Origin of the sequence: Rhodococcus sp. FH8 (assembly GCF_019266085.1) — a bacterium.
In the GTDB taxonomy this organism is placed as follows: domain Bacteria; phylum Actinomycetota; class Actinomycetes; order Mycobacteriales; family Mycobacteriaceae; genus Rhodococcus_F; species Rhodococcus_F qingshengii.
Genome location: NZ_LPNQ01000065.1, coordinates 154,018 through 176,157 on the forward strand (window position 1 = coordinate 154,018; position 22,140 = coordinate 176,157).

The following is a 22,140-nucleotide window of genomic DNA, read 5'->3' on the forward strand; positions in this document are numbered from 1 at the left end:
GGTTCCGAGCAGGTGAGAACAACCGACCGGCTGTTATCGTTACGCCCGTCACGCACAGGGGAAACGGGTGGTGTGAGTCATCGACTGACGCCCGCCCGATCCCGGGGAGGATCAAAAATGTTCATTCGAAAAGCTGCGGCCGTCGCAGCGATGACCATTGCCGCTACGGGCATCGCTGCAGGTACTTCTTACGCAGCTCCGGAGACGTCACCCGACGTTTCGTACACCGCCGAGGTCGTCGACCAGGCCGTTGTCACCACCATCGACGCCGGAGCATTCCGGGTCTCGGGCGACGGAACTCACGTCGACTTGCAGAACAGCCAGGGCGCAACTCTCGTGAGCCTTCCGCTCGCGTTCAACCTCGGCGACGTTCAGTTCCCGTTCGACGAGACCGTCAGTGAGGACGGCAAGACCCTCACCCTCAAGCCGAACCTGGACCCGGCCAGCTCCAAGCCGAAGCCGGTCGCTGCCGAGTTCACCCCGGTTGCTTCGCCTGACGAGGATCAGAAGGCAATCGAGAAGTTCCAGTCACAGCTCGGGCTTGCCACGCAGATCGGTAGCCTCACCGGCACGATCGTCGGGGCGGTCATCGGTTGCATCGTGGGTCTGCCCGGCCTGGTCGTCGGCTGCCTGCCCGGCATGGTCACAGGGGCCGGTATCGGTGGAGTCGCCGGTACCATCCTCGCCGGCGGCGGAACTGCCGTCGTCGCGGGCTTGGACCTGATCAAGGTTCTGAACGCTCCGGCTGGAACAACTCTCTTCCAGTAGAACGTCACGAACGCCGAAACGGGCGCCACACCTTCAGAAGGTGTGGCGCCCGTTTTGCTGTCTCGAGTAATGCGTGTGATCAGTAGTCGCGAACCTTCAGGCCTGGGTTGGCGGCGAGGATGTCGTTGATCGGCGTCGCGTACTGGGTCGGGGCTTCTTGCCCGAACAGTGTCTCTGCCTGAGCGATCTCGCACAGGGGAGAGGTGGCGACGTTGGACGCACTCGTGATGCCCACTGCCAATGTTCCGGAGACGATCGGGCCACCGCTGTCACCCTGCAGGACGCAGATGTTGGTGGTGAAGCCGTTGTCGAGGGTGTGATCCAAAACCTTTGCGACGCGGTTGACGCCGGTGACGACGCCGCAGCTGAAGCCCGTGGTCGATCCTGCCTTGCAGACCGGGGCGCCCACGACAGGATCGGCGGTACCGGTGATGTTGACCGAGCGGTTGAACGGGACCCGCACGCTGTTGTTCTCGAAGCGGTACTTCGCGTTGTCGTCGATGTTGATGATCGAGTAGTCGCGCCCGTCGAAGCTGCTCTTGGCGAAGTACCCGACGCGGGGCCCGGTCTGGTTGTTCACCATCGGGAAGACCTGGCTGGAGTTCGAGGTGCCGGCAGCGGCGCGATTGGGATCACAGTGACCGGCGCTGATGTTGACCGTGCGCCCTGAACCGTCGGTGCCGTTGAAGCCGAACGAACAACGCAGTCCAGTGTTACCGGAGGTTGCGCCGAAGGCGTCTCCGCCCAGTGCGGCGTCGCCGGTTGCGGATCCGGTTGCGGGGATGAGGTCCGCGACGATCGGGGGAACCAGTAGCGGAGCAGCGGTATGGACGACGGTCCGCTTCAGGAACTCAGGCAATTCGATGCCGGCGGCAGGATCGGCGGTGAGGGCGACTCCGTTGCCGACGACGTCGACGGCAATGCCACGCACGAGGTCTGCGACCTCGGCAGGCTGCGAATCGAGCCAGGTGTTGAGTGCCGAGAGTTGACTTTGCAGAGCCTGCTCGCTCTGCGCGACGTCCTTGACCTCGAAACCGGCCTTCTCGGCGGCCTCGCGGGCAGCATCCTTGTCTCGACCGTCAGCGAGAGCGACTACGCCCTTACCGAGGTCGTCGAGCCACACTCCGGCAAAAGAGTCGGGAAACTGGACGCGCGCGATGGCGGCGAACTCCGCGAGCTTCTGCGCGAGTTCGGAACGCGAGACGAACTGGTCGGGCGTCAGCGCCAAGTCGTGCTGTAGGGCTTCGGCGAGTTCGACGGGCAGATGGGCTGCCTGATCGGATACCCCGGATTCGTTCGGTTCTGCGTTCGCGACCGCGGTGATCGGTCCGAGGAGCAGCAGCGCGGCCGAACCGAACACTGCGGCGCGACGTGCGATGGAGCTTCGCATGTGGGCCTTTCCACTTCGTTGACCGCGTACCACCCCCCTGGGAGCACACGGATACGGCTCACGGACTTGTGGTGAGCCGATCACAGTCGACCATGACTATATGGGTTCGAACGCGCTATTCCCACCCGTTACATGAGCAGACAGCGCTGACCCCGACCGACAACAGCACTGTGCCCGCCGATCGCGAAACGGATCGGCGGGCACAGTGCGTGAATCAGTGGTTGGTCAACCTGCAGTGCGGACGCGGATTCCGGCACCGACACCGCCACCGGAAGCGCGATCCGCCGCGTCGAGGATGTCTCCGACCGGAATACCCAGATTCGAGGTTCCACCGGAGGTCGCCAGTACCAGGTTCGCTTCGTTGCAACTGGGTGCTCCGCTGCTGTTGGAGCCGCTGGTGATGCCCAGAGCCAAGGTTCCGGAGACGATGGCGCCGCCGCTGTCCCCGGCGAGGGTGCACGCGGTACCGGCGAATCCGCGAACGGTTCGTGAATCACCGTCCGCCATGACCAGTTGAGTTTCGACGCGATCGGCTGCCACGACACCACAGGTGAAGGACGACGTCTGGCCGGACTTGCAGATGGGAGCGCCGATCACGGGACGTGCTGTTCCCGTGATCGCGAGGGTGGTCCCGTTGGCACCGCGGACGGCAGCACGGTCGAGGCCCGCGTCGATGCCGGACTGGTCGAACTTGATGACCGAGTAATCGAGATCGCCGGCGTTGTTGCCGACGGAAGACTGTGAGAATGCTCCGATCAACTGACTGTCGTCGACGTTCGCGTGATTCGGCAGGTAGACGGGCGACTTCGAACCCTCGGCCGGATTGCAGTGTCCGGCACTGATATTGAGAGCATTGTTCTGATCGTCGACGGCGTTGAACCCGAACGAGCAGACCGAGATGTTCTCGGTCGGTGTCTCGCGAATGGGGCCTGTCGACGTGATGTAGGTGTCGCCGCCGAGTGCTCCGGGATCAACCGATCCGCCACCGTCCGGGCTGAGAACGATCTTGGTGTTCTCGAGCAGGGTCGGAAGATTGAGCGCCTGCCCGACGGGGCTGTTCGCGACGTCGATGACGACCTGGTTGTTCAGGACGTCGATAGTCGCCGAATTGACTGCGCGTGAGATTTCCTTGGGCAGCCCGGCAATCCATCCGTTGACGTCGGCCAGCGTCTTCTCGAGAGTGTCGGCGGAGACGGGGGCGACGTGCGTGCGGTAACCGTCGTCGGCCGCGATGCGTGCAGCTTCGGTGGTGGTGACGGCTACGACGGGTTGACCGTCGAGTCCCATCCACGAGCCGGCGTAGTCGCCAGGGCGCTCGGACTTGAATTCCTGGGCGTATGCACCGAGTTCCTGAGCTTTGGCAGCGCGGTCCAGATACTCCTGTGGGGAGATCTTCAGATCGCGTGTGATCGCCTCGACCAGCTCAGCCGGAAGCTGATCTGCCCCGAGCTGTTCGACATGCGTGTCGGAGGCGGGCTCTGCCGATGCCGTCGTGGTGAATGGAGCTGCGAGCAGTAGTGCCGAGGCGCCGACCACAGCGGTGCGGATCGCCAACGAGTTACGCATGAAATCCCTTCAAGTCCCCGGCACCGAGCCGGTAGGTACCGCACCCACCATAGGGGAAAGTTTCGACGAGGAATATGTGCCTGTTGTCGGCAAGTCGAATTATTCTGTCTAACTTGGCATTCCGGGTCTCGGGGCCAATGGCATGACGGGCATGTCGGGATTCGGAACCACCGGATCGGTTGTGTCGGTCGGGTTGGACGGCTGCGTCGGCGTTGTCTGTGTATCAGTGGGGTCGGTCACGGCGGGAGTGTCCGGGGTATCCGGATCGACCGGATCCAGCGGTCCGACGACCGGCGGCAGGTTCTCGATCCGAAGGGGATCGATCTGGATGGTGATCGGCGATCCCTGTTGCGCGGGGACGTTCGCCGTAGTGGATTTCTCTGTACCAGTGCCCGGACTCACCGGGATGGGCTGGGATTCGGATGAGGTCGATTCCGCTTCGGATGCCCACGACTGCGCCGTCGGCTGCGCGCCGAGAGCGGGTACTTCCGGTGGAGGTGAGGTCGCTGATTGCGTGCCTGTCCCGGATGAACTCGTCGGGGTGGCAGCTGTGTCCGTCCCGGGGGACAGGGAAGACTGTGCGTCGAGAATCCTGGGTGCTGAAATGGTCGGAGTGTGTCCGATGATGACCGCGGCCGCGCAACCCGACACCGTCAGAAAGACTGCGGCGGCTGCTGCGGCGATGATCGGTCGGCGCTCCCACCGCCACTGGCGATTCAGCCAACCGTCGATGCTCGGTTCTTTCGTGACCGGTGCCTCCACGCCGGATTCCGGCTCCGGTTCGATCAGAACGAACGGCGGAAACTCTTCGGGGGTGTCCTCTGGCTCGGCAAAATCGGTTGGCTGGGGTTCGGGACAGGTAGAGGTGATCGAGAAGGGTGCGGCCAACGCTGCGGCTCCGCGAGCAGCACGGTCGTCGGCGTCAGGATCCGCGAGCCAAGCCGCAGAGGCTTCATCTTCTGAAATCAGTTCGACGCCGTCGAGATTCATGCTGTCGAGTGCGCCGCGCAGTACGTCGACGGAATCGCTCGACCAACCCGCGGGGATCACCGCAGAGATGTTCAGGTCCTGATCGGTGAGTGTCCGGACTTCCTTGACCAGGCAATACATCGCTGTCGCTACCAGTTCCTCCCCTCGCGTCATGTGCTCGGAGAAGTTGTCGGTATCGTCGGTGCCGACCCTGTCGAGGAACCCGCGCAACCCGGTGGACCCCGCCGCGGTTCCGCCTAGCTGCACGGTGCCGTCGGGGGCGTGGTGCAGAACCGATTCGCGTTCGAGGGTCACCAGCTCCGAGTCAGGTCTCGCGATCGCAGCAATGCTTCGTTTGTTGCCGACGGCGAGTCCGACTCCCCACTTCATAGCGATCCCCGTTTCACAGTTACCGAACTTTGCTCGGCAGGCATGTCCTGATTCCTGTGAAAACTATCACTTAAACGGATATACGCAACCCTCTGGACAATATGCAGCTAACTACTTGTTCGGCGGTGTCATGCTGCGAAGGATGGTGAGCAGTTCCGAACGAGACTGCGCCCCGACGCGCCGCTTGATCCGTGCGACATGGTGCTCGACGGTTTTAGCGGAGATGTAGAGGCGTTCGCCGATTTCCCGATACGTCAGTCCGACGACGACGAGTTCGGCAACTTCTTGTTCGCGCTCGGTCAACACCGACGGTGGCGCCGCACTTGTGGCGGTATCGGTTGCACTCGTCTCGGCCGTCGACGTTGTGCGTAGCGAGCGCGCAACGTGGAGCAGTGCCGTGGCCGATTTGGTGTCCGGGGTGCGCAGCGCTGCTTCGCCGGCGAGGCGAGCGGCGTCCCACGGGAGTCCGATCCGACCGAGCGTTCGTGCGGCGGCTTCGACATCGTCTGCGTCGACGTTGCCTTGCATGAGTAGGAGCCACTGGCGTCCGGCGGTCGCCAAACCGGCTGCGTAAGTGTGAGTTTTGGCTGATTCGGCGAGTGTATGGGCGTGTGGGAGGAGATCGGCCGGCGACTGCGAGAGGATCGACGCCTGGACGCCGTACCAATGCAGCGGCGACGACCACAGCGGCGGCTCGCCGAGCGCGCGGAGGAGGGAGCGCGCGTCGTCGACGAGATGCTCGACCTGCTCGGTCTCCTCGAGCCGTACTGCCGCAAGCCACAGTTCGCCGATGGGAAGCAGATCGAACAGATCAACGCTGCAGGACGAGAGGGTGCCTGCCGCGCCCGACCAAGCTCGACGCAGCTGGGCGAGATCGCCGGAACGCCGAGCAAGACCCACGATCAGAGCATGCAGAAACAGTGCGTCACGCTCACGGAGGGGGCCGCGGACTACCTCCTGCGGTAGGTCTTCGAGAATCGCGTCCTGCCCGCGGACCATCGCGATCCAGGCGCCGAGAAGGTGAAGTCGCGCCCACGTGTGGCTGCATGCGTCGTCGGCGGCGATCGCGGCCGTGACGACAGCGGCGGCCCGTTCATGGGCGCCGTTGTGCAGGAGTGCAAGAGCTACCAGCGCCGGGGCGGAATCAGGCTGGAATTCAGATGTGTCGGCTCCGCCGGGGAGCGAGAGTGCGCGCGACATCGTGTTGAGCGCACTCGGCGCGCTCCCGGTGACCGATTGCATCAGTCCGTTGGCCAGTGTGGTAGCGCCGACCGTCGAGCTCGACGGTGATCCGGTGTGCCCGGTGAGCGCCGCGTTCGCGTCATCGACCTTGCCGATGCCGAGGAAAGTGATTGCGGCGAAGGGGGATTCGTTTCCGGTGCGCCCTGGCCCCAGCCAGGTGTAGAGATCTGCAGCGGCGCCGAGTTGGCCGCATGCTGCGGACGAAGCTGCGCGGATTCGCACCGCCGCAGCCAATCTCGCGTCGTCGAGATCGGGTGCGGCGATGACGGAATCGGCCAGACGGCAGGCAGTGTCGAGGTCACCACTGCGAGCCGAGACCTGGGCGTACAGCAGCGTGTCGGCCACGCCGAGAGGCTCGATCGAATTCACGCGGCGAAAGAGATCTGCCGCGACCGCCGGCGTGCTCGCCTCGACGGCGTCTCGTAGTACACCCGTGAGATCGCGGTGGCGGATGCCGGAGTCGAAAAGTCTTCGTGCTGTGTCGATATCGAGGGTTCTCGTGTGTGCGCGTGATTCGACGATTCTGATCAGCTCGCTGCGGATACGCCCGGTGCTCGTCGACTCGGCGAGCACGCTCGCGACGAGTGGTGATCGCGAACCGAACAGTCCGGTCGCCAGTGCCCGGTCGAATGCAGCTGTGAGGCTGAACTTCTCCTGTCCCAGATCGAGCTCGAAGGCGTCGATGTCCGGGACGGCGAGTGAAACTTCGAGGATCTCGCGCTCGATCGGATGCAGAGCGGTGACCTGGTGGAGGATGTGTGTGCGTATGGCGTTCGGCATTTCCGGGCGGCCTGCCGAGGCGGCGGCGAAGTACGCTTCGATCGCCCCGAAGGAACCACCGGACAGATCCTCGAGCGCCACCACGGCGCGGTCGTCGAGCGGGACTCTTCGCTCGGCCGCGATCTTCCGAATATCGTTTCGGTTCAACGGGTTCAGATGCAACACGGTGCCGAAACTCGAGATGTTCGAGTAGATCGGTGCGAGTGGTGGATCGATCCGATCGGAGGCTACGACAACTCCGAGGTCGTCACGTTGGACAAGCTCTTTCAGGGCACGGATTTCATCGGAGGTCAGAGCTTGCGCGTCCGCGATCACCACAATCGCGTCGGCGGGGACGTCATGCGTGACTGCGGTGACCACGGGCTTAGCACCCGATTCGATTCGCTTCCGTACAACCCTCGTCACTTGGGGCCGAGCGCTGGCATCGGTCCCGGTGACGAACAGGCGCAGTGGCGATGCAGTCAGGTCGACGTCGCGCAAAAGTCCTGCGATGAACGACGATTCGGTGCCGTTGTCACGGTTCATCGAAAGACCGCCGGTCAGCGGATCGGTGCGGTGACGCCGCCGACGACACCACCGACCACGTTTCCGACACCACCGACGACGTTACCGAGACCTCCGACCACGCCGCCGACTCCGTTGCCGACACCGTCGACCAGACCGCCGACTCCGTTTCCGATGCCGGTCGCAGCGTCACCGACACCGGTCCCGACGCCGGCTCCAGGCGCAGGTGCGGGCGCTGGTGCCGGGGCGGGAGCAGGTGCGGGCGCCGGGGCGCCGGGTGCGGCAGGTGCAGGCGCCGACTGAGCGGTCTCGCCCGGTGCGGGCGAGGATCCCGCCGGTGCGCCGGCAACCGGAACTGCCCCCGGCGCCGTCGTCGAGCCGCCTGCGGCAGCAGGAGAACCGGGCTGATTGCTTCGAGTGCCGTTGTTCGCAGTCGTGGATCCGGTGCCTGCCGCTTCCGCTGCCGTGGTGCTGCCGGGAGTAGAGCCCGCGGTGGTCGATGCGGTCGAGGAGGTGGACTCGCTGGTGGTGTTCGCCGAACTGGACGGAACGTTGATCTTGTCCATGGCAGTTCCGATTCCGAGCCCGCCTGCGGCGAGCACGATGAATGCTCCCACCACTGCAGCAACGACGCCGACCCTCGACGAGCGTCGAGTCGCCGTGTTCTCTTCGTCGGTCGGCTCGGCAAGCAACGGAGTGGAGAAGGCGGGAACTGGTGCGGGCTTGCGAGACGGCTCGGCGGGAATCACTGTAGTGGCGGCGGCCGGTACTTGCGAGTCTCTGGCGTCGAGTGCGAGGGCCGCGGCGCCGGACGCCGCGCACGACGCTGGATCGGCGTCGGCGATCACCGGGACACGAAGCTCCGCCGACAGTAGTTCGGCGACAAGGGGAATGGACGAGCTTCCGCCGGCCAGGACAACCTGATTGACGTCACTGGACTCGACGCCGGCAGATCGCAGGCTTTCGCGAACCAATGCCACCGATTCGGTGAGGGCGGGCCGGATCAGATCTTCGAGTTCGGAACGAACGAGTCGAACGTCGCTGACGGCACCGGGAAGCGCCACGCGGGCAACGGTTTCCGTTTCGGTGGAAAGTTCCTCCTTGGCTGCGCGGGCATGCTCGCGCAGAGTTTCCAGCGCTGCAATCGTCTCGGGTGCAAAGGGATCAAGGGTTGCGAACTGGTCGGAAACCGCATCGAGCAGGTGAACGGTGACGAGGTGATCGAATTCGTCGCCGCCGATGTCCTCGCTGCGCAGCGGCTTACCGAATATCTCGCTTCGTCCGTCGGTCGTGGACATCATCGTGACGTCGAGCGAGCGAGCACCGAGGTCGTAGACGACGGTCAGACCGTCGCTGACGACAGTTCCGGAAGCGGCGAGCCACGCCATGACGGCTGCGGGTTCGGCGACGAGAGTCGCCCCGTGAACCCCGGCGTCGTCCAGAGCGGACTCCATGGTGCGTGCTGTGTGGCGGTTCCACCCCACCGGGTGAGCCAGGACGACAGTTGGCCCTTCGTTACCGCCTGCCTGGTCTACCAGTGCGCCGACCGCTGTCGCCGCGAGAGCCTCGCCGCGGTACTCGGTACCGTCGGCGGCAAGTATCGGAATCGGGTCTCCGACGCGCTCGACAAATCCGGTGATGACGGATCCGTCGTCCAATTGCAGCGCACTGGGTAAGCGGACCTGTTGCGTTTCACCGGTCGAGCCGTCGGTGACAGCTACGAGAGTGGCCGAACCGATGCTGATGCCGAGCCCTGCCGCCATGAACGAACTCCCCTGGTCGTGGGCGACAGAAGGACTGTCGCGGTTGTCTGCGATGTCGGTTTCAGGACCTAGATCGTTACCGGATCGGAGGCGTCGCGACGAAGTAGGGGACCGATCCCCTAATCGGGGCAAATCCCCTATTCCGACCGGGCGTAGCCCAATGGGGGGGCTTCCCCACCTGTCCCTGGAGAAGAGGGGGGTGCTCCCCGTTGGCCCCAGTCGCAAAAGTTCTTAGCGTTGATTCCACTCGCTACCTCTGGCAGCGCACCAGTTTCCGGACCACCGGCAACTACCCACCGGCAACAACCCGGTCAACGAACTTCAGGAGAACCCGCCATGGCAACGAACGCCGTACTCGAATTCATCCTCGGGCTACTTCGTGACGACGAGGCAGCTGCCAACTACTGCGCCAACCCGACCGCGGCACTCGATGCTGCCGGTCTGTGCGACGTCAGCCCCGCCGACATCGTCGCGGTCGCTCCGCTGGTCGCCGAGTCCGGACTCTTTGCCGGTGGCGGCGCCGACCTGTCCGCGATCGTCAACGCCGGTGCGTCCGCTGCCGGTGCAATCGGCGGCGGTCTCGGACTCGGCGGTGGTCTCGGTGGTGGACTCACCGGTGGTCTCGGTGGTGGCCTCGGCGGCAGCCTGGGTCTCGGCGCCGGTGCAGGAATCGGAGTCGGAGGCGCCCTCGGCGGCCAGTTCGACCTGGTCGGCGACTTCGCAGCAGCCCTCAGCGCTGCGCTTGCCATCGGTGGCGAGATCAGTGCCGAACTCGGCGCAGCCTTCGGCGCTGTGATCGAAGCCGGTTTCGGTTTGGGCGGCGCACTCGATCTCGAAGGAGCTCTCGATCTGGGCGCACAGCTCAGCGCGGCTCTGGGCGGCGCCCTCGGTGTGACCGGCGGCCTGACTGCGGAGCTGGGAGCAGCCCTCGACGCCGCGATCGGCGCAGTCGGCGGACTCGACCTGACGGCAGGGCTCAGCGGAGCTCTCGCACCCGTATTCGCCATCGGTGGTGACCTCGGAGCCGATCTCGGCCTGGCTCTCGGTGGACTCCTCGGCGGCGCAGCAGACCTCAGCGGTCTCCTTGACATCGGCGGCGAACTGGGCGCGAGCCTGACCGGCGCACTGGAATCCGCTCTTGCACTCGGCGGCGGCCTGGATCTTGCCGGCGCTCTGACAGGCGACCTCAGCACGGCATTGTCCGGCGCGCTCTCGGGCGTCCTGGGAGCCGGCGGCACGATCGGCGCCGATCTGGGTGCATCGCTCGGCGGCGTCCTCGGCGCGATCACGGATGTCAGCGTTCTCACCGATATCGCGGGCGGCCTCGATCTCGGTGCTGCCCTGAGTGGCGCCCTCGGCGGAGCACTCGGCGTCGGCGGCGGTCTGGAAACTGCATTGGGCGGCGCACTCGACGCAGCACTGGGTCTCGGCGGCGGACTCGACCTCGACGCCGTACTCGGCGGCGGCGCAGACCTCGGCGCGCAGCTCAGCGCGGCACTCTCCGGCGCCCTCGGTGCCGGCGGAACGGTCGGAGCCGACCTGGGTGGCGCACTCGGTGGACTGCTCGGGGGAGCACTCGACCTCGAAGGTGGTCTCGGCGCAGACCTCGCGGCAGCTCTGGGCGGAGGCGCGAATCTGTCGACGGCCCTCGAGGGTGTTCTCGGTTCGGCACTCGGCGTCGATGCCGGGCTCGCGGGCGGTCTCGGCGGCGCTCTCGACGCAGCGCTGGGCGCAGGCGGACTTACCGGAATCGACCTCGGTGGTGCACTCGGTCTGGGCGGTGAAGCAGGCTTGGCAGCCGGTGTCGCTGCGGCTCTCGAAACCGCCCTCGCAGGTGCAGGCGGCTTGGGTGCTGTCGGTTCCGTGGGCACGGACCTGACCGGCGCGCTGGACGGTGCGCTGGGCGCGGGCCTCGGGCTGGGGGGCTCTCTCGACAGCGTTCTCGGTGCCGAAGGTGCACTCGGTGGAGCGCTGGACACGGCACTGAACCTCGGCGGAATCGACACCGGTTCGATCGGTGCCGACTTGCCCTCCGTCGACCTCGGCGCTGTGAACCTCGGCCCGATCTCCGCTGAACTGCCATCCGTCGATCTCGGAAGCATCGCGGCGGACGGCCTGAACCTCGGCGCTGTGACCGGTGATCTCGGAGCAACTGTGGGCGGTGCTCTGGACGCAACAGCAGGTCTCGACGCAACAGCAGGTCTCGACGCGGCCACGAACGCTGCGGCTGGTTTGGGTGGGTCGCTCGGCGGCGCACTGAACGGCGTCACCGATCTCGGTGGATCGCTCGGCGGGGCTGTCGGAGCAGTCACCGACGTGACGGGTTCGATCGGTGCCGACGCAGCCGCAGCTGCCGGTGGCACAGTCGACGGCGGCGGTACCGTTGGCGGCGGCGGAGTCGCTGACCTGGGCGGATCCCTCGGTGGAGCAGTGAGCGGAGTGTCCGACCTGACGAGTTCGTTGACCGGTGCGCTGAACCCGTGGTCGTCGATCGATGCGACCGATGCTTTCGGTTCGGGTTCCACTTCGGGTCTGAGCGCCGATACCGAACACTCGCTCTTCGCCGAGGATTCGGTTGCAGCGCCGGTCGATCACATCGACCCGGTTGCGGTTGTCGATCACCTGCATCCCTGATCTGCTGACGTAGGAACTGAAATCGGTCAAAATGACCTGATGTAACAAATCCGGCCCTGCGTGCGCTATGCGTTCGCAGGGCCGGATATTCGAGTCGGGAAGAATTGCGGGTCAACGTAGCTCATGAGTGATTCAGCGAGTCAGGTAAGCAGCCGGAAGGCGCGCGTCGCGTCGTCGACGGCGTCGTTGCTCGAACGAACAGCCGTCGTGGCGAAGGATTTCGGGCGCACGGATCTGGTGCGCCGACTCGAGAACGCTCAGGTGAGAGTCAACGACCCGCGTATTCGCATCGTGGTGGTCGGACCCCTCAAGCAGGGCAAGAGCCAGTTCGTCAATTCTCTGCTAGGCATCGACGTGTGCTCGGTCGGTGACGACGAGACCACGGCCGTGGCGACGGTAGTTCAGTACGCGGAGACCGCGGTCGCCGAACTGATTCTCGCCGATCCGGGTGCGGCGCCCATTCGGGTGCCCCTCCCGCTCGAGGAACTGATGGGGATCACCCCGGCCACGCCTCGCGCCGAAGGGCGTGAGGTTCTGCGTGTGGAAGTGGGTGTTCCCAGTCCGCTGTTGGCCGACGGTTTGGTTCTGATCGACACCCCTGGTGTCGGCGGTCATGGAAATCCTCATGCTGCAGGAACATTGGGATTGATCACTGCGGCCGATGCAGTGTTGGTTCTGTCGGACTCCAGCCAGGAGTTCACCGAACCGGAGCTGGGATTCATCCGCCAGGTCGTCAATCTGTGTCCTGCGGTAGCCGGGCTGATCAGCAAGACCGATCTGTACCCGCACTGGCGGCAGATCCTCGACGCCGATCGCGGACATCTCCAGCGTGCCGGGTTGGATCTGCCGCTCATTCCGATCTCCTCGGTACTGCGCTCGCACGCGCTGAGGCTGGGGGACAAGGAACTCGAAGCGGAATCCGGATTTTTGGACCTCTATCAGTTCTTGCGGGACAACGTCGTTGCGCGTGCCGAATCGAATACTCGACGCGCAGTTGCGATGGATGTGCGTTCTGCGGCAGCGCATCTGACGTTGGAGATGGGCAGTGAGCTTGCGGCGCTGAAGGATCCGTCGACCGCTCAGGCAGCGGTCGCGGGACTGCAGCGTGCCCGGGCAGCGGCCGAGGAACTGCACAAGAAGACCTCACTGTGGCAGCAGAGCCTCGGTGACGGCATCGCAGACCTCGCCGCCGACATCGATCACGACCTCCGGGACCGGTTGCGCCGGGTGACCCGCCAGGCCGAGGAGACGGTCGACGAAGGCGATCCCGGTAAGGACTGGGACGTCGTGGGGGAGTGGCTCGAACAGGAGATCGCCACCGCGATCGGTGACAACTTCGTGTGGGCGCATGATCGCGCACAGTGGCTGGCAGAAGTTGTGGCGCAGCACTTTGCGGAGACCGGTGACGTCGCGCTCCCGCATCTCGACGTCGCCGACACCGACGGTTTCCTGGAACCGGTCGGTGCATTGGCGGACCTCGAATCCGGCCGAATCGGCATCACTCAGAAAGTCCTGGTCGGCATGCGCGGCTCGTACGGCGGCGTGCTCATGTTCGGCTTGATCACCACGATGATGGGCATGGCTCTGGTCAACCCGATCTCCATCGGCGCCGGGGTTCTGCTGGGCACCAAGGCTTATCGTGAAGACAAGCAGGCTCAGGTGCTCAAGCGTCGCGCTGAGGCGAAAGCGGCCATCCGACGGTTTGCCGACGACGTCAGCTTCCAGGTGGGCAAGGAGTCGAAGGATCGCCTACGCCTGGTGCAGCGGCTGTTGCGTGATCACTTCACCGACATCGCCGAGCAGGCGCTGCGCTCGATCAACGAATCCCTCCGCGCCACTCAGGAAGCCGCGCAGTTGGAGTCGAGTGAACATGCCGCTCGGATCAAGCGTCTGGAGACCGACATGCGCGTCGTCGCGGAGCTCGACGCCGTTGCCGGAACGCTGATCGGCGAAACTCCCGCTCCTGCCTCGGCAAAGGTGACCAACGCATGAATGCCACGACCACCGTGACCGCAGTGGAGTCGGCACACGCCCTGATCGACCACGCCAGACGTGCCTACGCCGATCAGCCGCAGACGCGCGCCCAGTTGGAAGAATGTGCGGCCAGGCTCGACGAGCCACTCCGGGTGGCGCTCGCCGGCTCCCTCAAAGCGGGTAAGTCGACGCTGCTCAATTCGCTTGTCGGACAGGATATAGCGCCTACCGACGCGACGGAATGCACACGCGTCGTCACCTGGTATCGGAACGGGACGACGCCGCAGGTGACCGCGACGGCCGAGAACGGTGCCAAGTTCAACGTGCCGGTGACGCGCCGCGACGGCAGGCTCACGTTCGATCTGGGCGAGTACACCGCAGACTCGGTGGACCGCATCGACGTCGACTGGCCGTCTTCGGCATTGGCTCGTACGACGATCATCGACACACCGGGCACCTCGTCGCTCTCGACCGAGGTCTCGGCCCGCACCTGGGACATGCTCGTTCCCGACGGTGAGGCACCGGGCGCGGATGCAGTGGTCTACCTCCTGCGGGCTCTCAACGCCAGTGACATGCAGTTCCTCGGGAAGATCGCGGATCACGTGGGCGGAGAATCCGGGCCACTCGGAGTGATCGGAGTTCTCTCGCGTGCCGATGAGGTCGGCGCAGGCAGGCTCGACGCGTTGTCTTCGGCGAAGGACGTCGCGGCGCGATTTGCCGAGGAGTTGGAGCGAACCGGCCTGTGCCAGTCGGTGGTTCCGGTGGCAGGTCTGCTCGCGCTCGCTGCTCGGACGATGAGGCAGAGCGAGTTCGCGGCCTTCTCGGCGCTCGCGCAGGTTCCGGCCGAGGATCTGAGCCTTGCGCTCCTCTCCGCGGATCGCTTTGCCAGGCAGGACAGTCCGCTGCCGGTCGATGCGGCCATGCGGGCGCAATTGGCCGATCGGTTCGGGCTCTTCGGAATTCGCCTCGCCGTGACGTCGATCAAGTTGGGGGCCACTGATTCACCGTCCCTGGCGGCCGAATTGTTGGAGCGCAGCGGCCTGGACGAACTGCGTCAGGTGATCGACGTTCAATTCGGGCAGCGGGCAGATCAGCTCAAATCGCACACGGCGCTGGTGACGCTGGGAAGAATCCTCGAAGCCGATCCGAGCGAGGAAGGCGATCAGATCGCGGCGGAGGCGCAACGGTTGCTTGCCGATGTTCACGGCTTTCACGAACTTCGCCTGCTCGGGCGTCTTCGTTCGGTACACACGGATCTGCCACCCGACGACCTGGCGCAACTGCAAAGACTGATCGGCGGCTACGGAATCCGGGCCAGTGACCGGTTGGGCTGCGAACCGGAAGAATCGCCGGAGGTGCAGCGTGCGCGGGCCACGGCGGCTGTCCGCAGATGGCGCGAGTTGTCCAGACATCCGCTCTTCGACAGGTTCACCTCGCGCGCCTGCCTGGTCGCCGCCCGCAGCGCCGAGGGCGTCCTGGCTGAAATTGTGCCCGAATAGGGACCCGTTCACTATGCGAGCGCCGGACGAGGGTTCTATCTTAAGTTCGGGATGATCCGGACATAACTCCCAGGTTCGGGTCCCACCTCGATGGGAGCACGCGCATGGCGAGTGACATCAAGTCCGCTTCACCGGATCGAGCCACCCTCGTCCTGGGGACGCTCATCCTGGTCGCTGCGGTCGCGAACCTCAATCTCTCGGTCGCAAATGTCGCTTTGCCCGATATCGGGCGGGCTTTCGACGCCAGTCAGACGCAACTGAACCTGATCGCGGTCGGCTACTCGCTGGGCCTGGCCGGAACGGTGCTCTACCTGGGGGCCTTGGGAGACCGATACGGCCGCAAGATGTTGCTGGTCACCGGCATGGCGCTGTCCATTCCGGCGTCGATCGTGGCGGGATTCGCCGGGAACTTCGAAGTGCTGTTCCTCGCTCGGATAGTCGGAGGCGTCTCGGCAGGTCTGGCGTTCCCGACCACGCTGGCAATCATCACGGCGTTGTGGGCCGGACCGGCACGAACCAAGGCGATTGCCATGTGGTCGGCAATTGGTGGCGCGATTTCAGCACTCGGTCCGATCGTCTCGGGGGCGCTGCTCGAGCAGTTTCACTGGGGTTCGGTCTTCTTCGTCACCCTTCCCTTGGCCCTTGTGGCACTGATCTGTTCCCTGGTGTTGGTTCCCGCTCACGTCAACGAGACGACCGAGCGAGTCGATCACCTCGGCGGCATAGTGTCGATCGTCTTCATCGGGGCGCTGGTGTTGTCCATCAACTTTGCGCCGGTGAAGGGTTCGGGCACGTTGGCTCTGGTGCTCGGGGCGATAGCAGTTGTCGCGGGTATCGGGTTCTTCCTGCAACAGCGACGCGCGGCCAATCCGCTGTTCGATCTTCACGTAGCTGCGCGCCCGACGTTCTGGGTCGCGGCGGTGGGTGGGTTGGTCGTGTTCGGTTCGCTCATGGGCGCGATGTTCATCGGCCAGCAGTTCCTGCAGAACGTCCTCGGGTACTCGACGCTGGCAGCCGGTGCGGCGATCATTCCGGCTGCGCTGGCGATGGTGATCGTCGCGCCGCGCTCGGCGACCATGATCGAAAGGTACGGCGCCCGCGTCACGCTGCTCGCCGGCTACCTGTTCGTGGTTCTCGGGTTGTTCGTCGCGCTGTTCCTGTGGAACGAAAGCACACAGTATTGGCAGGTCGCGCTGGCCTATGCGCTTGTCGGCATCGGCGTCGGTCTGGCCGGCACACCGGCATCGCGTTCGCTGACCGGATCCGTTCCCGTGCACCGCGCTGGTATGGCGTCGGGAACCTCGGACCTGCAACGCGACCTGGGCGGCGCCATCATGCAGTCGATTCTCGGCGGAATACTCACGGCCGGGTACGCAAAATCGTTGGGAAATGCGATCTCGTCCTCGCCGAACGCATCCGAAGTGACTCCCGAAACTCAGGCCGCGCTCACCAAATCCTTCTCCAGCGCCGAAGTTCTCGCGGAACGCTACCCGCAATACGCGGACCAAATCATGACCGCCGCCAAAAACGCCTTCCTGGACGGGGATACAAACGCCTACATCGCGGCGATCATCATCGTGTGTGCCGGTGCCGCGGTGGTGACGTTCTTCTATCCGCGTCGCGAGCGCGAACGAGTCCTGCTGGCGCAGTACGCAGCGGAATCCGATCTAGCCGCGGAGAAGAGTTGAGCGCGCTCTGGTAGTGATGAGGGATGCCACAGCTACTTCACATCGATTCGTCCGCCGAACTCCACCACTCGACCTCACGTGATCTGACCGCACTGTTCGCTCAGCAGTGGTCGAAGAACAGTCCGGATCACACGACGGTGACGTTGGACCTGCACCGGGATCCCTTGCCGCACCTCGCGGACGCGGCCCTGCACTATGCACCACGCTTGCGAGTCGAGGGCGAGATTCCGGATCCCGCCGCGGAAGCACTCCAGGCTCGGGTCATCGAGCAACTTACCGCTGCAGACGTCGTCGTGATCGGTGCGCCGATGTACAACTGGTCGATCCCGTCCACGTTGAAGGCGTGGATCGACTACGTACACGTCCTGGGGACTACGGTGCCTTTCGACACGCGTACTCAGCCTCTGGCAGGTAAGCCGGTGGTGATCGTCTCCAGCCGCGGAAACACCTATGCGCCGGGCTCGGGAAACGAGGCCAACGATCACACCGTCCCGCCACTCGTTCAGGTGCTCGGGGTGTCGATGGGAATGGATGTCTCCGTCATCACCGCGGAACTGACTTTGGCGCAACGTATTCCGGCGATGGCACCTCTGGTCGAGCAGGGTGACGCGAGCCTGCGTGCTGCCCGGGAGTCGTTGACCGAGCTGGCCCGTACCTTGGGGGCCTGATCAAGAAGTTCGACCGGGTTCAGGTGAGAGACGAGATCATCGACGCCACGTCTGACGGTTCTACGTCGTAACCGGGGAAATAGCAGCACACTTCGTCGGCATGTTCGCCGAACCGCCGCCGAATCTCGGTGGCGCACTCTTCGGGAGTGCCGACGACGGCGAGTGTGGTCAGCATCGGATCGGTGATCAGCGACGCCATCTCGGTGTAGCCACCTCGCTTCGACAGGGCATTGAGTTCCGGTTGGACCTCGCCCCACCCTTCGACGTCGAGCACCGGACGGTATGCGGGCGTCGAACCGTAGAACGAGAGCAGGGCTCGGACGCCTCTGGCGGCCGCGGCAAGTTGATCGTCGCCGCGGCCGACGCCGACGATGACCTGCGGGATGATCGTGAATTCGTCTCGGGTGCGGCCGGATTCGCGAAGACCGGCATCGACGGCCGGAAGTGTTCGTTCGAGGAAATGACGTTGCGTGTGGAACGGCATGACCAGTAGTCCGTCGGCCACCTCGGCAGCCGTCCTGGTCATCACCGGTCCGAGCGCACCCATCAGGATGGGCGGCGGCCCATAGGGGTTGGGGCCGGGATCGAACGTCGGAGGCATCAACGTGTGGGTGAAGAACTCGCCGCGGAAGTTCAGCGTCGAGGTGTTCTCCCACGCAGTGAAGATCGCCTTGACCGCTGCGACCGTCTCCTTCATGCGGGCCGCCGGACGCGACCACGTTGCGCTGTAGCGTTTTTCGATGTGCGGTTTGATCTGCGATCCGAGACCCAGTCGAAAGTGGCCGCGACTGAGCAACTGCAGGTCGTTGGCCGAATGCGCCAGATGCATGGGACTGCGGGGGAATGCGATGGCGACGTTGGTCATCAGGTCGAGGTCGACGGCCGATGCTGCTTCGACGAGCGGGAAGAACACGTCGTGTGGTCCCTCGAACGTGAACAGGCCACCGGCGCCGGTCTCCGCGAGTTCACGGCTACGAGCAGCGCCCGCGCCCGGCGCGGAGTCCAGTTGTACGTGAACCTTCATCGGCGTCCCCGCAGCCAGGTGCTGACACCGGGAGCGAACGGAGCGATCGCCGCCACCGCGACCAGGGCGCAGTAGAGAATCGGACCCCATCTCAGAACTCCGGCGCCGATGTCTGCTGCGCCGTCGACCAGAGACATGAAGCCGAGTCCGGCCGCGATGCTCACGACTCCCACGATCGCCGTCATCACCCGCCCGGCGTTCTTGCGTGCGCGGAGGAGTTGAAGGCTCATGAGTGCGAGCAGGACCAGGACGAGAGCGCCGCCGCCGCTGCCGGCGAGTACGACGGTCACGGCATCGGAGATGTCGGTGGACGAGTATCCGGGATTGTCGCGCGCAGTCGATTCTTCGAGAGCCGACCGGACGTCGTCGAGGCTGGTGACTACCACTCCGGCGATTCCGGCCAGGACGACGAACGAGCCGATCCAGGCAGAGGAAGACAATGTCACGGCTTTGGGTGTCTCGTCGCTCGCTGCAGGTCGGAGCGGCCGAACCGAGACGTCGGGTCGCTCGGGTGCCGGGCGTGGAGGTGACGGGCGAGGAGGTCGCGCGGGAGAATTGTCGGGATCGGTCACCGGCCGATCGTAGCCATTCGGAGAGATACGGAAGTGATGTGGCGCACTTTTCCGGCTTTTCGGGGAAGGCGGGAACAAATCTACGTGGGCTGTAGTTGACCATTTCGACAAGCTTGAGCGCCCTCGGCTCAACTTCAAGTTGACTCCCGGCCACGGTCGGAGGCAAACTTGAGCGGAGGACGCTCACCAAGCGAAAAACTCGCGGTCATGTTCGAGATCAACCACTCGGGCAGAGAACCGCAGAACGAAAGGTAGGAACACTATGGCTCGTGCAGTCGGTATCGATCTCGGTACGACCAACTCGGTAGTTGCAGTGCTGGAGGGCGGCGAGCCCGTAGTGGTCGCCAACGCCGAAGGCTCACGTACCACCCCCTCGGTGGTCGCATTTGCCAAGAACGGCGAGGTTCTCGTCGGTCAGCCCGCGAAGAACCAGGCAGTCACGAACGTCGACCGCACCCTCCGCTCCGTCAAGCGCCACATCGGCACTGACTGGAACGTGGAAATCGACGGCAAGAAGTACACGCCGCAGGAAATCAGCGCCCGCACGCTCATGAAGCTCAAGCGTGACGCGGAGGCTTACCTCGGCGAAGACATCACCGACGCCGTCATCACCGTCCCCGCGTACTTCGAGGACGCACAGCGTCAGGCAACCAAGGAAGCCGGCCAGATCGCCGGCCTCAACGTCCTTCGTATCGTCAACGAGCCCACCGCGGCTGCACTGGCATACGGACTCGACAAGGGTGACACCGAGCAGACCATTCTGGTCTTCGACCTCGGTGGCGGCACCTTCGACGTCTCCCTGCTCGAAATCGGCGACGGTGTCGTCGAGGTTCGCGCAACCTCCGGTGACAACCACCTCGGTGGCGACGACTGGGACGAGCGCGTCGTCGCTTGGCTGGTCGACAAGTTCAAGGCTCAGAACGGCATCGATCTGACCAAGGACAAGATGGCCCTGCAGCGTCTGCGTGAGGCTGCGGAGAAGGCGAAGATCGAGCTCTCCAGCTCGCAGAGCACCTCCATCAACCTCCCGTACATCACGGTCGACGCGGACAAGAACCCGCTCTTCCTGGACGAGCAGCTCACCCGCAGCGAGTTCCAGAAGATCACCTCGGACCTGCTCGATCGCACTCGTGCGCCGTTCCAGGCAGTGATCAAGGACAGCGGAATCGCCGTCAAGGACATCGACCATGTCGTGCTCGTCGGTGGCTCCACCCGTATGCCGGCCGTCTCCGATCTGGTTCGTGAACTGACCGGTGGCCGTGAGCCCAACAAGGGCGTCAACCCGGACGAGGTCGTCGCCGTCGGCGCCGCACTCCAGGCCGGTGTGCTCAAGGGTGAGGTCAAGGACGTTCTGCTCCTCGACGTCACGCCGCTTTCCCTCGGCATCGAAACCAAGGGTGGCGTGATGACCAAGCTCATCGAGCGCAACACCACGATCCCCACGAAGCGTTCCGAGACCTTCACCACCGCTGACGACAACCAGCCTTCGGTGCAGATCCAGGTCTTCCAGGGTGAGCGCGAAATCGCTTCGCACAACAAGCTGCTCGGCTCCTTCGAGCTCACCGATCTGCCGCCCGCCCCGCGTGGCGTTCCGCAGATCGAGGTCACCTTCGACATCGACGCCAACGGCATCGTGCACGTGACGGCGAAGGACAAGGGCACCGGCAAGGAGAACACGATCAAGATCCAGGACGGCTCCGGTCTGTCCAAGGAAGAGATCGAGCGCATGGTCAAGGACGCCGAGGCTCACGCCGAGGAAGACAAGGCCCGTCGCGAAGAGGCAGAGGTTCGCAACCAGGCCGAGTCGCTGGTCCACCAGACGGAGAAGTTCGTCAAGGAGCAGCGTGAAGGTGAGAACGCGGGCAAGGTCTCTGAGGAGATCCTGACCAAGGTCGAGGCAGCGGTCAAGGACGTCAACGACGCCCTGGCAGGCACCGACATCGCTGCAGTGAAGACCGCAGTGGAGAAGCTGGGCACCGAGTCGCAGGCTCTGGGCCAGGCCATCTACGAGGCTTCCGCTGCAAACGAGGCCGGAAACACCGACGGCGCAGGCAATGACGACGACGTCGTCGACGCCGAGGTTGTCGACGAGCCCACCGACTCGGACAAGAAGTGACCTCGGACAACCCCGAGAACAACCCGGTCGACCCCGAGACCGGTGCACAGGGAGAGGCGGCGGGGGAATCCCTGCCGCCGCTCGACTCGGAAGACACAGGGGTAGTTCAGGAAGCAGAGTCGATCGTGGAGGAAGCATCCGCCACCGATCAGCTCGCCGAACGGACTGCGGATCTGCAGCGACTTCAGGCGGAGTTCACCAACTACCGTCGTCGCGTCGAGCGTGACAAGCAGGTCATCAAGGAAACCGCGCGGGCTTCGGTCATCACCGAGCTCATCGGAATTCTCGACGACCTGGATCGCGCTCGGGCACACGGTGACCTCGAATCGGGTCCACTGCGTGCACTCGCAGACAAACTCAACACGACCCTGACGGGTCTGGGTTTGACCGACTTCGGCAGCGAGGGTGACGATTTCGATCCCGCACTCCACGAAGCGGTGCAGCATGAAGGCGAAGGCCACGACCCGGTACTCGGGACGGTCATGCGCAAGGGATACAAGCTCGGCGACCGGGTCCTTCGGACCGCAATGGTGGCCGTGACGGACCGGGTAGGCGACAAGCCTGCAGACGGTTCAGAACAAGAAGCGAAGTAA

The 22,140-nt window shown here is 64.6% G+C and carries 15 protein-coding genes; 8 read left to right on the plus strand and 7 right to left on the minus strand.

The window, feature by feature from the left end:
• Positions 1 to 117: 117 nt before the first annotated feature.
• The gene (locus tag ATN38_RS15065; protein ID WP_003943407.1) at positions 118 to 768 is read left to right on the plus strand and encodes a glycine zipper family protein; all 651 of its coding nucleotides are present in this window, start codon (positions 118 to 120) and stop codon (positions 766 to 768) included.
• A 79-nt stretch (positions 769 to 847) separates the two neighbouring features.
• Here ATN38_RS15065 and ATN38_RS15070 read toward each other — a convergent pair whose 3' ends face one another.
• The 5 genes from ATN38_RS15070 to ATN38_RS15090 form a co-directional block, all read right to left on the minus strand.
• Complete coding sequence (locus tag ATN38_RS15070; RefSeq protein ID WP_007726683.1) at positions 848 to 2,158, minus strand: S1 family peptidase; 1,311 nt, start codon at positions 2,156 to 2,158, stop codon at positions 848 to 850.
• Positions 2,159 to 2,383: 225 nt separating this feature from the next.
• The gene (locus ATN38_RS15075) at positions 2,384 to 3,724 is read right to left on the minus strand and encodes a S1 family peptidase (protein ID WP_042452237.1); all 1,341 of its coding nucleotides are present in this window, start codon (positions 3,722 to 3,724) and stop codon (positions 2,384 to 2,386) included.
• A gap of 108 nt (positions 3,725 to 3,832) precedes the next feature.
• Positions 3,833 to 5,083, minus strand: a complete 1,251-nt coding sequence (locus ATN38_RS15080; RefSeq protein WP_218748188.1) for a hypothetical protein — start codon at positions 5,081 to 5,083, stop codon at positions 3,833 to 3,835.
• A gap of 111 nt (positions 5,084 to 5,194) precedes the next feature.
• Positions 5,195 to 7,630 (minus strand): LuxR C-terminal-related transcriptional regulator, encoded by a 2,436-nt coding sequence (locus tag ATN38_RS15085; RefSeq protein WP_218748190.1) that lies wholly within the window; start codon positions 7,628 to 7,630, stop codon positions 5,195 to 5,197.
• Between the two features lie 14 nt (positions 7,631 to 7,644).
• Positions 7,645 to 9,372, minus strand: a complete 1,728-nt coding sequence (locus tag ATN38_RS15090) for an Hsp70 family protein (protein ID WP_218748192.1) — start codon at positions 9,370 to 9,372, stop codon at positions 7,645 to 7,647.
• 336 nt (positions 9,373 to 9,708) lie between these two features.
• Between ATN38_RS15090 and ATN38_RS33090 the strand changes: the two genes are divergently transcribed.
• The 5 genes from ATN38_RS33090 to ATN38_RS15115 all read left to right on the plus strand — a co-directional run bounded on the left by ATN38_RS33090 (position 9,709) and on the right by ATN38_RS15115 (position 17,835).
• A complete protein-coding gene (locus tag ATN38_RS33090) occupies positions 9,709 to 12,006 on the plus strand; it encodes an IniB N-terminal domain-containing protein (RefSeq protein ID WP_218748194.1) in 2,298 nt (765 codons plus the stop codon).
• 123 nt (positions 12,007 to 12,129) lie between these two features.
• A complete protein-coding gene (locus ATN38_RS15100) occupies positions 12,130 to 13,998 on the plus strand; it encodes a dynamin family protein (RefSeq protein ID WP_007726689.1) in 1,869 nt (622 codons plus the stop codon).
• Positions 13,995 to 15,479, plus strand: a complete 1,485-nt coding sequence (locus ATN38_RS15105; protein WP_054187122.1) for a dynamin family protein — start codon at positions 13,995 to 13,997, stop codon at positions 15,477 to 15,479. The genes ATN38_RS15100 and ATN38_RS15105 overlap by 4 nt, the downstream gene beginning before the upstream one ends.
• A 104-nt stretch (positions 15,480 to 15,583) precedes the next feature.
• A complete protein-coding gene (locus ATN38_RS15110) occupies positions 15,584 to 17,167 on the plus strand; it encodes an MFS transporter (protein WP_007726692.1) in 1,584 nt (527 codons plus the stop codon).
• Positions 17,168 to 17,190: 23 nt separating this feature from the next.
• Positions 17,191 to 17,835, plus strand: coding sequence for an FMN-dependent NADH-azoreductase (locus tag ATN38_RS15115; protein WP_065456002.1), 645 nt, complete (start codon positions 17,191 to 17,193; stop codon positions 17,833 to 17,835).
• A gap of 19 nt (positions 17,836 to 17,854) precedes the next feature.
• Here ATN38_RS15115 and ATN38_RS15120 read toward each other — a convergent pair whose 3' ends face one another.
• The gene (locus ATN38_RS15120; RefSeq protein ID WP_042452226.1) at positions 17,855 to 18,859 is read right to left on the minus strand and encodes a TIGR03617 family F420-dependent LLM class oxidoreductase; all 1,005 of its coding nucleotides are present in this window, start codon (positions 18,857 to 18,859) and stop codon (positions 17,855 to 17,857) included.
• Complete coding sequence (locus ATN38_RS15125) at positions 18,856 to 19,431, minus strand: hypothetical protein (protein WP_054782101.1); 576 nt, start codon at positions 19,429 to 19,431, stop codon at positions 18,856 to 18,858. The genes ATN38_RS15120 and ATN38_RS15125 overlap by 4 nt, the downstream gene beginning before the upstream one ends.
• Before the next feature lie 262 nt (positions 19,432 to 19,693).
• On the opposite strand from ATN38_RS15125, the gene dnaK reads away from it, so the two are divergent.
• Positions 19,694 to 21,547: a molecular chaperone DnaK gene (gene dnaK / locus ATN38_RS15130; protein WP_003944365.1), complete on the plus strand. Its 1,854-nt coding sequence runs from the start codon at positions 19,694 to 19,696 to the stop codon at positions 21,545 to 21,547.
• Entirely contained in the window at positions 21,544 to 22,140 is a 597-nt protein-coding gene (grpE, locus tag ATN38_RS15135; protein ID WP_003944430.1) for a nucleotide exchange factor GrpE, read from the plus strand. The genes dnaK and grpE overlap by 4 nt, the downstream gene beginning before the upstream one ends.

What these genes read in the sequence shown, in the direction of transcription:
- ATN38_RS15065 (WP_003943407.1), top strand. Translation starts at nt 118, where the DNA reads ATGTTCATTCGAAAAGCTGCGGCCGTCGCAGCGATGACCATTGCCGCT.
- ATN38_RS15070 (WP_007726683.1), bottom strand. Translation starts at nt 2,158, where the DNA reads ATGCGAAGCTCCATCGCACGTCGCGCCGCAGTGTTCGGTTCGGCCGCG.
- ATN38_RS15075 (WP_042452237.1), bottom strand. Translation starts at nt 3,724, where the DNA reads ATGCGTAACTCGTTGGCGATCCGCACCGCTGTGGTCGGCGCCTCGGCA.
- ATN38_RS15080 (WP_218748188.1), bottom strand. Translation starts at nt 5,083, where the DNA reads ATGAAGTGGGGAGTCGGACTCGCCGTCGGCAACAAACGAAGCATTGCT.
- ATN38_RS15085 (WP_218748190.1), bottom strand. Translation starts at nt 7,630, where the DNA reads ATGAACCGTGACAACGGCACCGAATCGTCGTTCATCGCAGGACTTTTG.
- ATN38_RS15090 (WP_218748192.1), bottom strand. Translation starts at nt 9,372, where the DNA reads ATGGCGGCAGGGCTCGGCATCAGCATCGGTTCGGCCACTCTCGTAGCT.
- ATN38_RS33090 (WP_218748194.1), top strand. Translation starts at nt 9,709, where the DNA reads ATGGCAACGAACGCCGTACTCGAATTCATCCTCGGGCTACTTCGTGAC.
- ATN38_RS15100 (WP_007726689.1), top strand. Translation starts at nt 12,130, where the DNA reads ATGAGTGATTCAGCGAGTCAGGTAAGCAGCCGGAAGGCGCGCGTCGCG.
- ATN38_RS15105 (WP_054187122.1), top strand. Translation starts at nt 13,995, where the DNA reads ATGAATGCCACGACCACCGTGACCGCAGTGGAGTCGGCACACGCCCTG.
- ATN38_RS15110 (WP_007726692.1), top strand. Translation starts at nt 15,584, where the DNA reads ATGGCGAGTGACATCAAGTCCGCTTCACCGGATCGAGCCACCCTCGTC.
- ATN38_RS15115 (WP_065456002.1), top strand. Translation starts at nt 17,191, where the DNA reads ATGCCACAGCTACTTCACATCGATTCGTCCGCCGAACTCCACCACTCG.
- ATN38_RS15120 (WP_042452226.1), bottom strand. Translation starts at nt 18,859, where the DNA reads ATGAAGGTTCACGTACAACTGGACTCCGCGCCGGGCGCGGGCGCTGCT.
- dnaK (WP_003944365.1), top strand. Translation starts at nt 19,694, where the DNA reads ATGGCTCGTGCAGTCGGTATCGATCTCGGTACGACCAACTCGGTAGTT.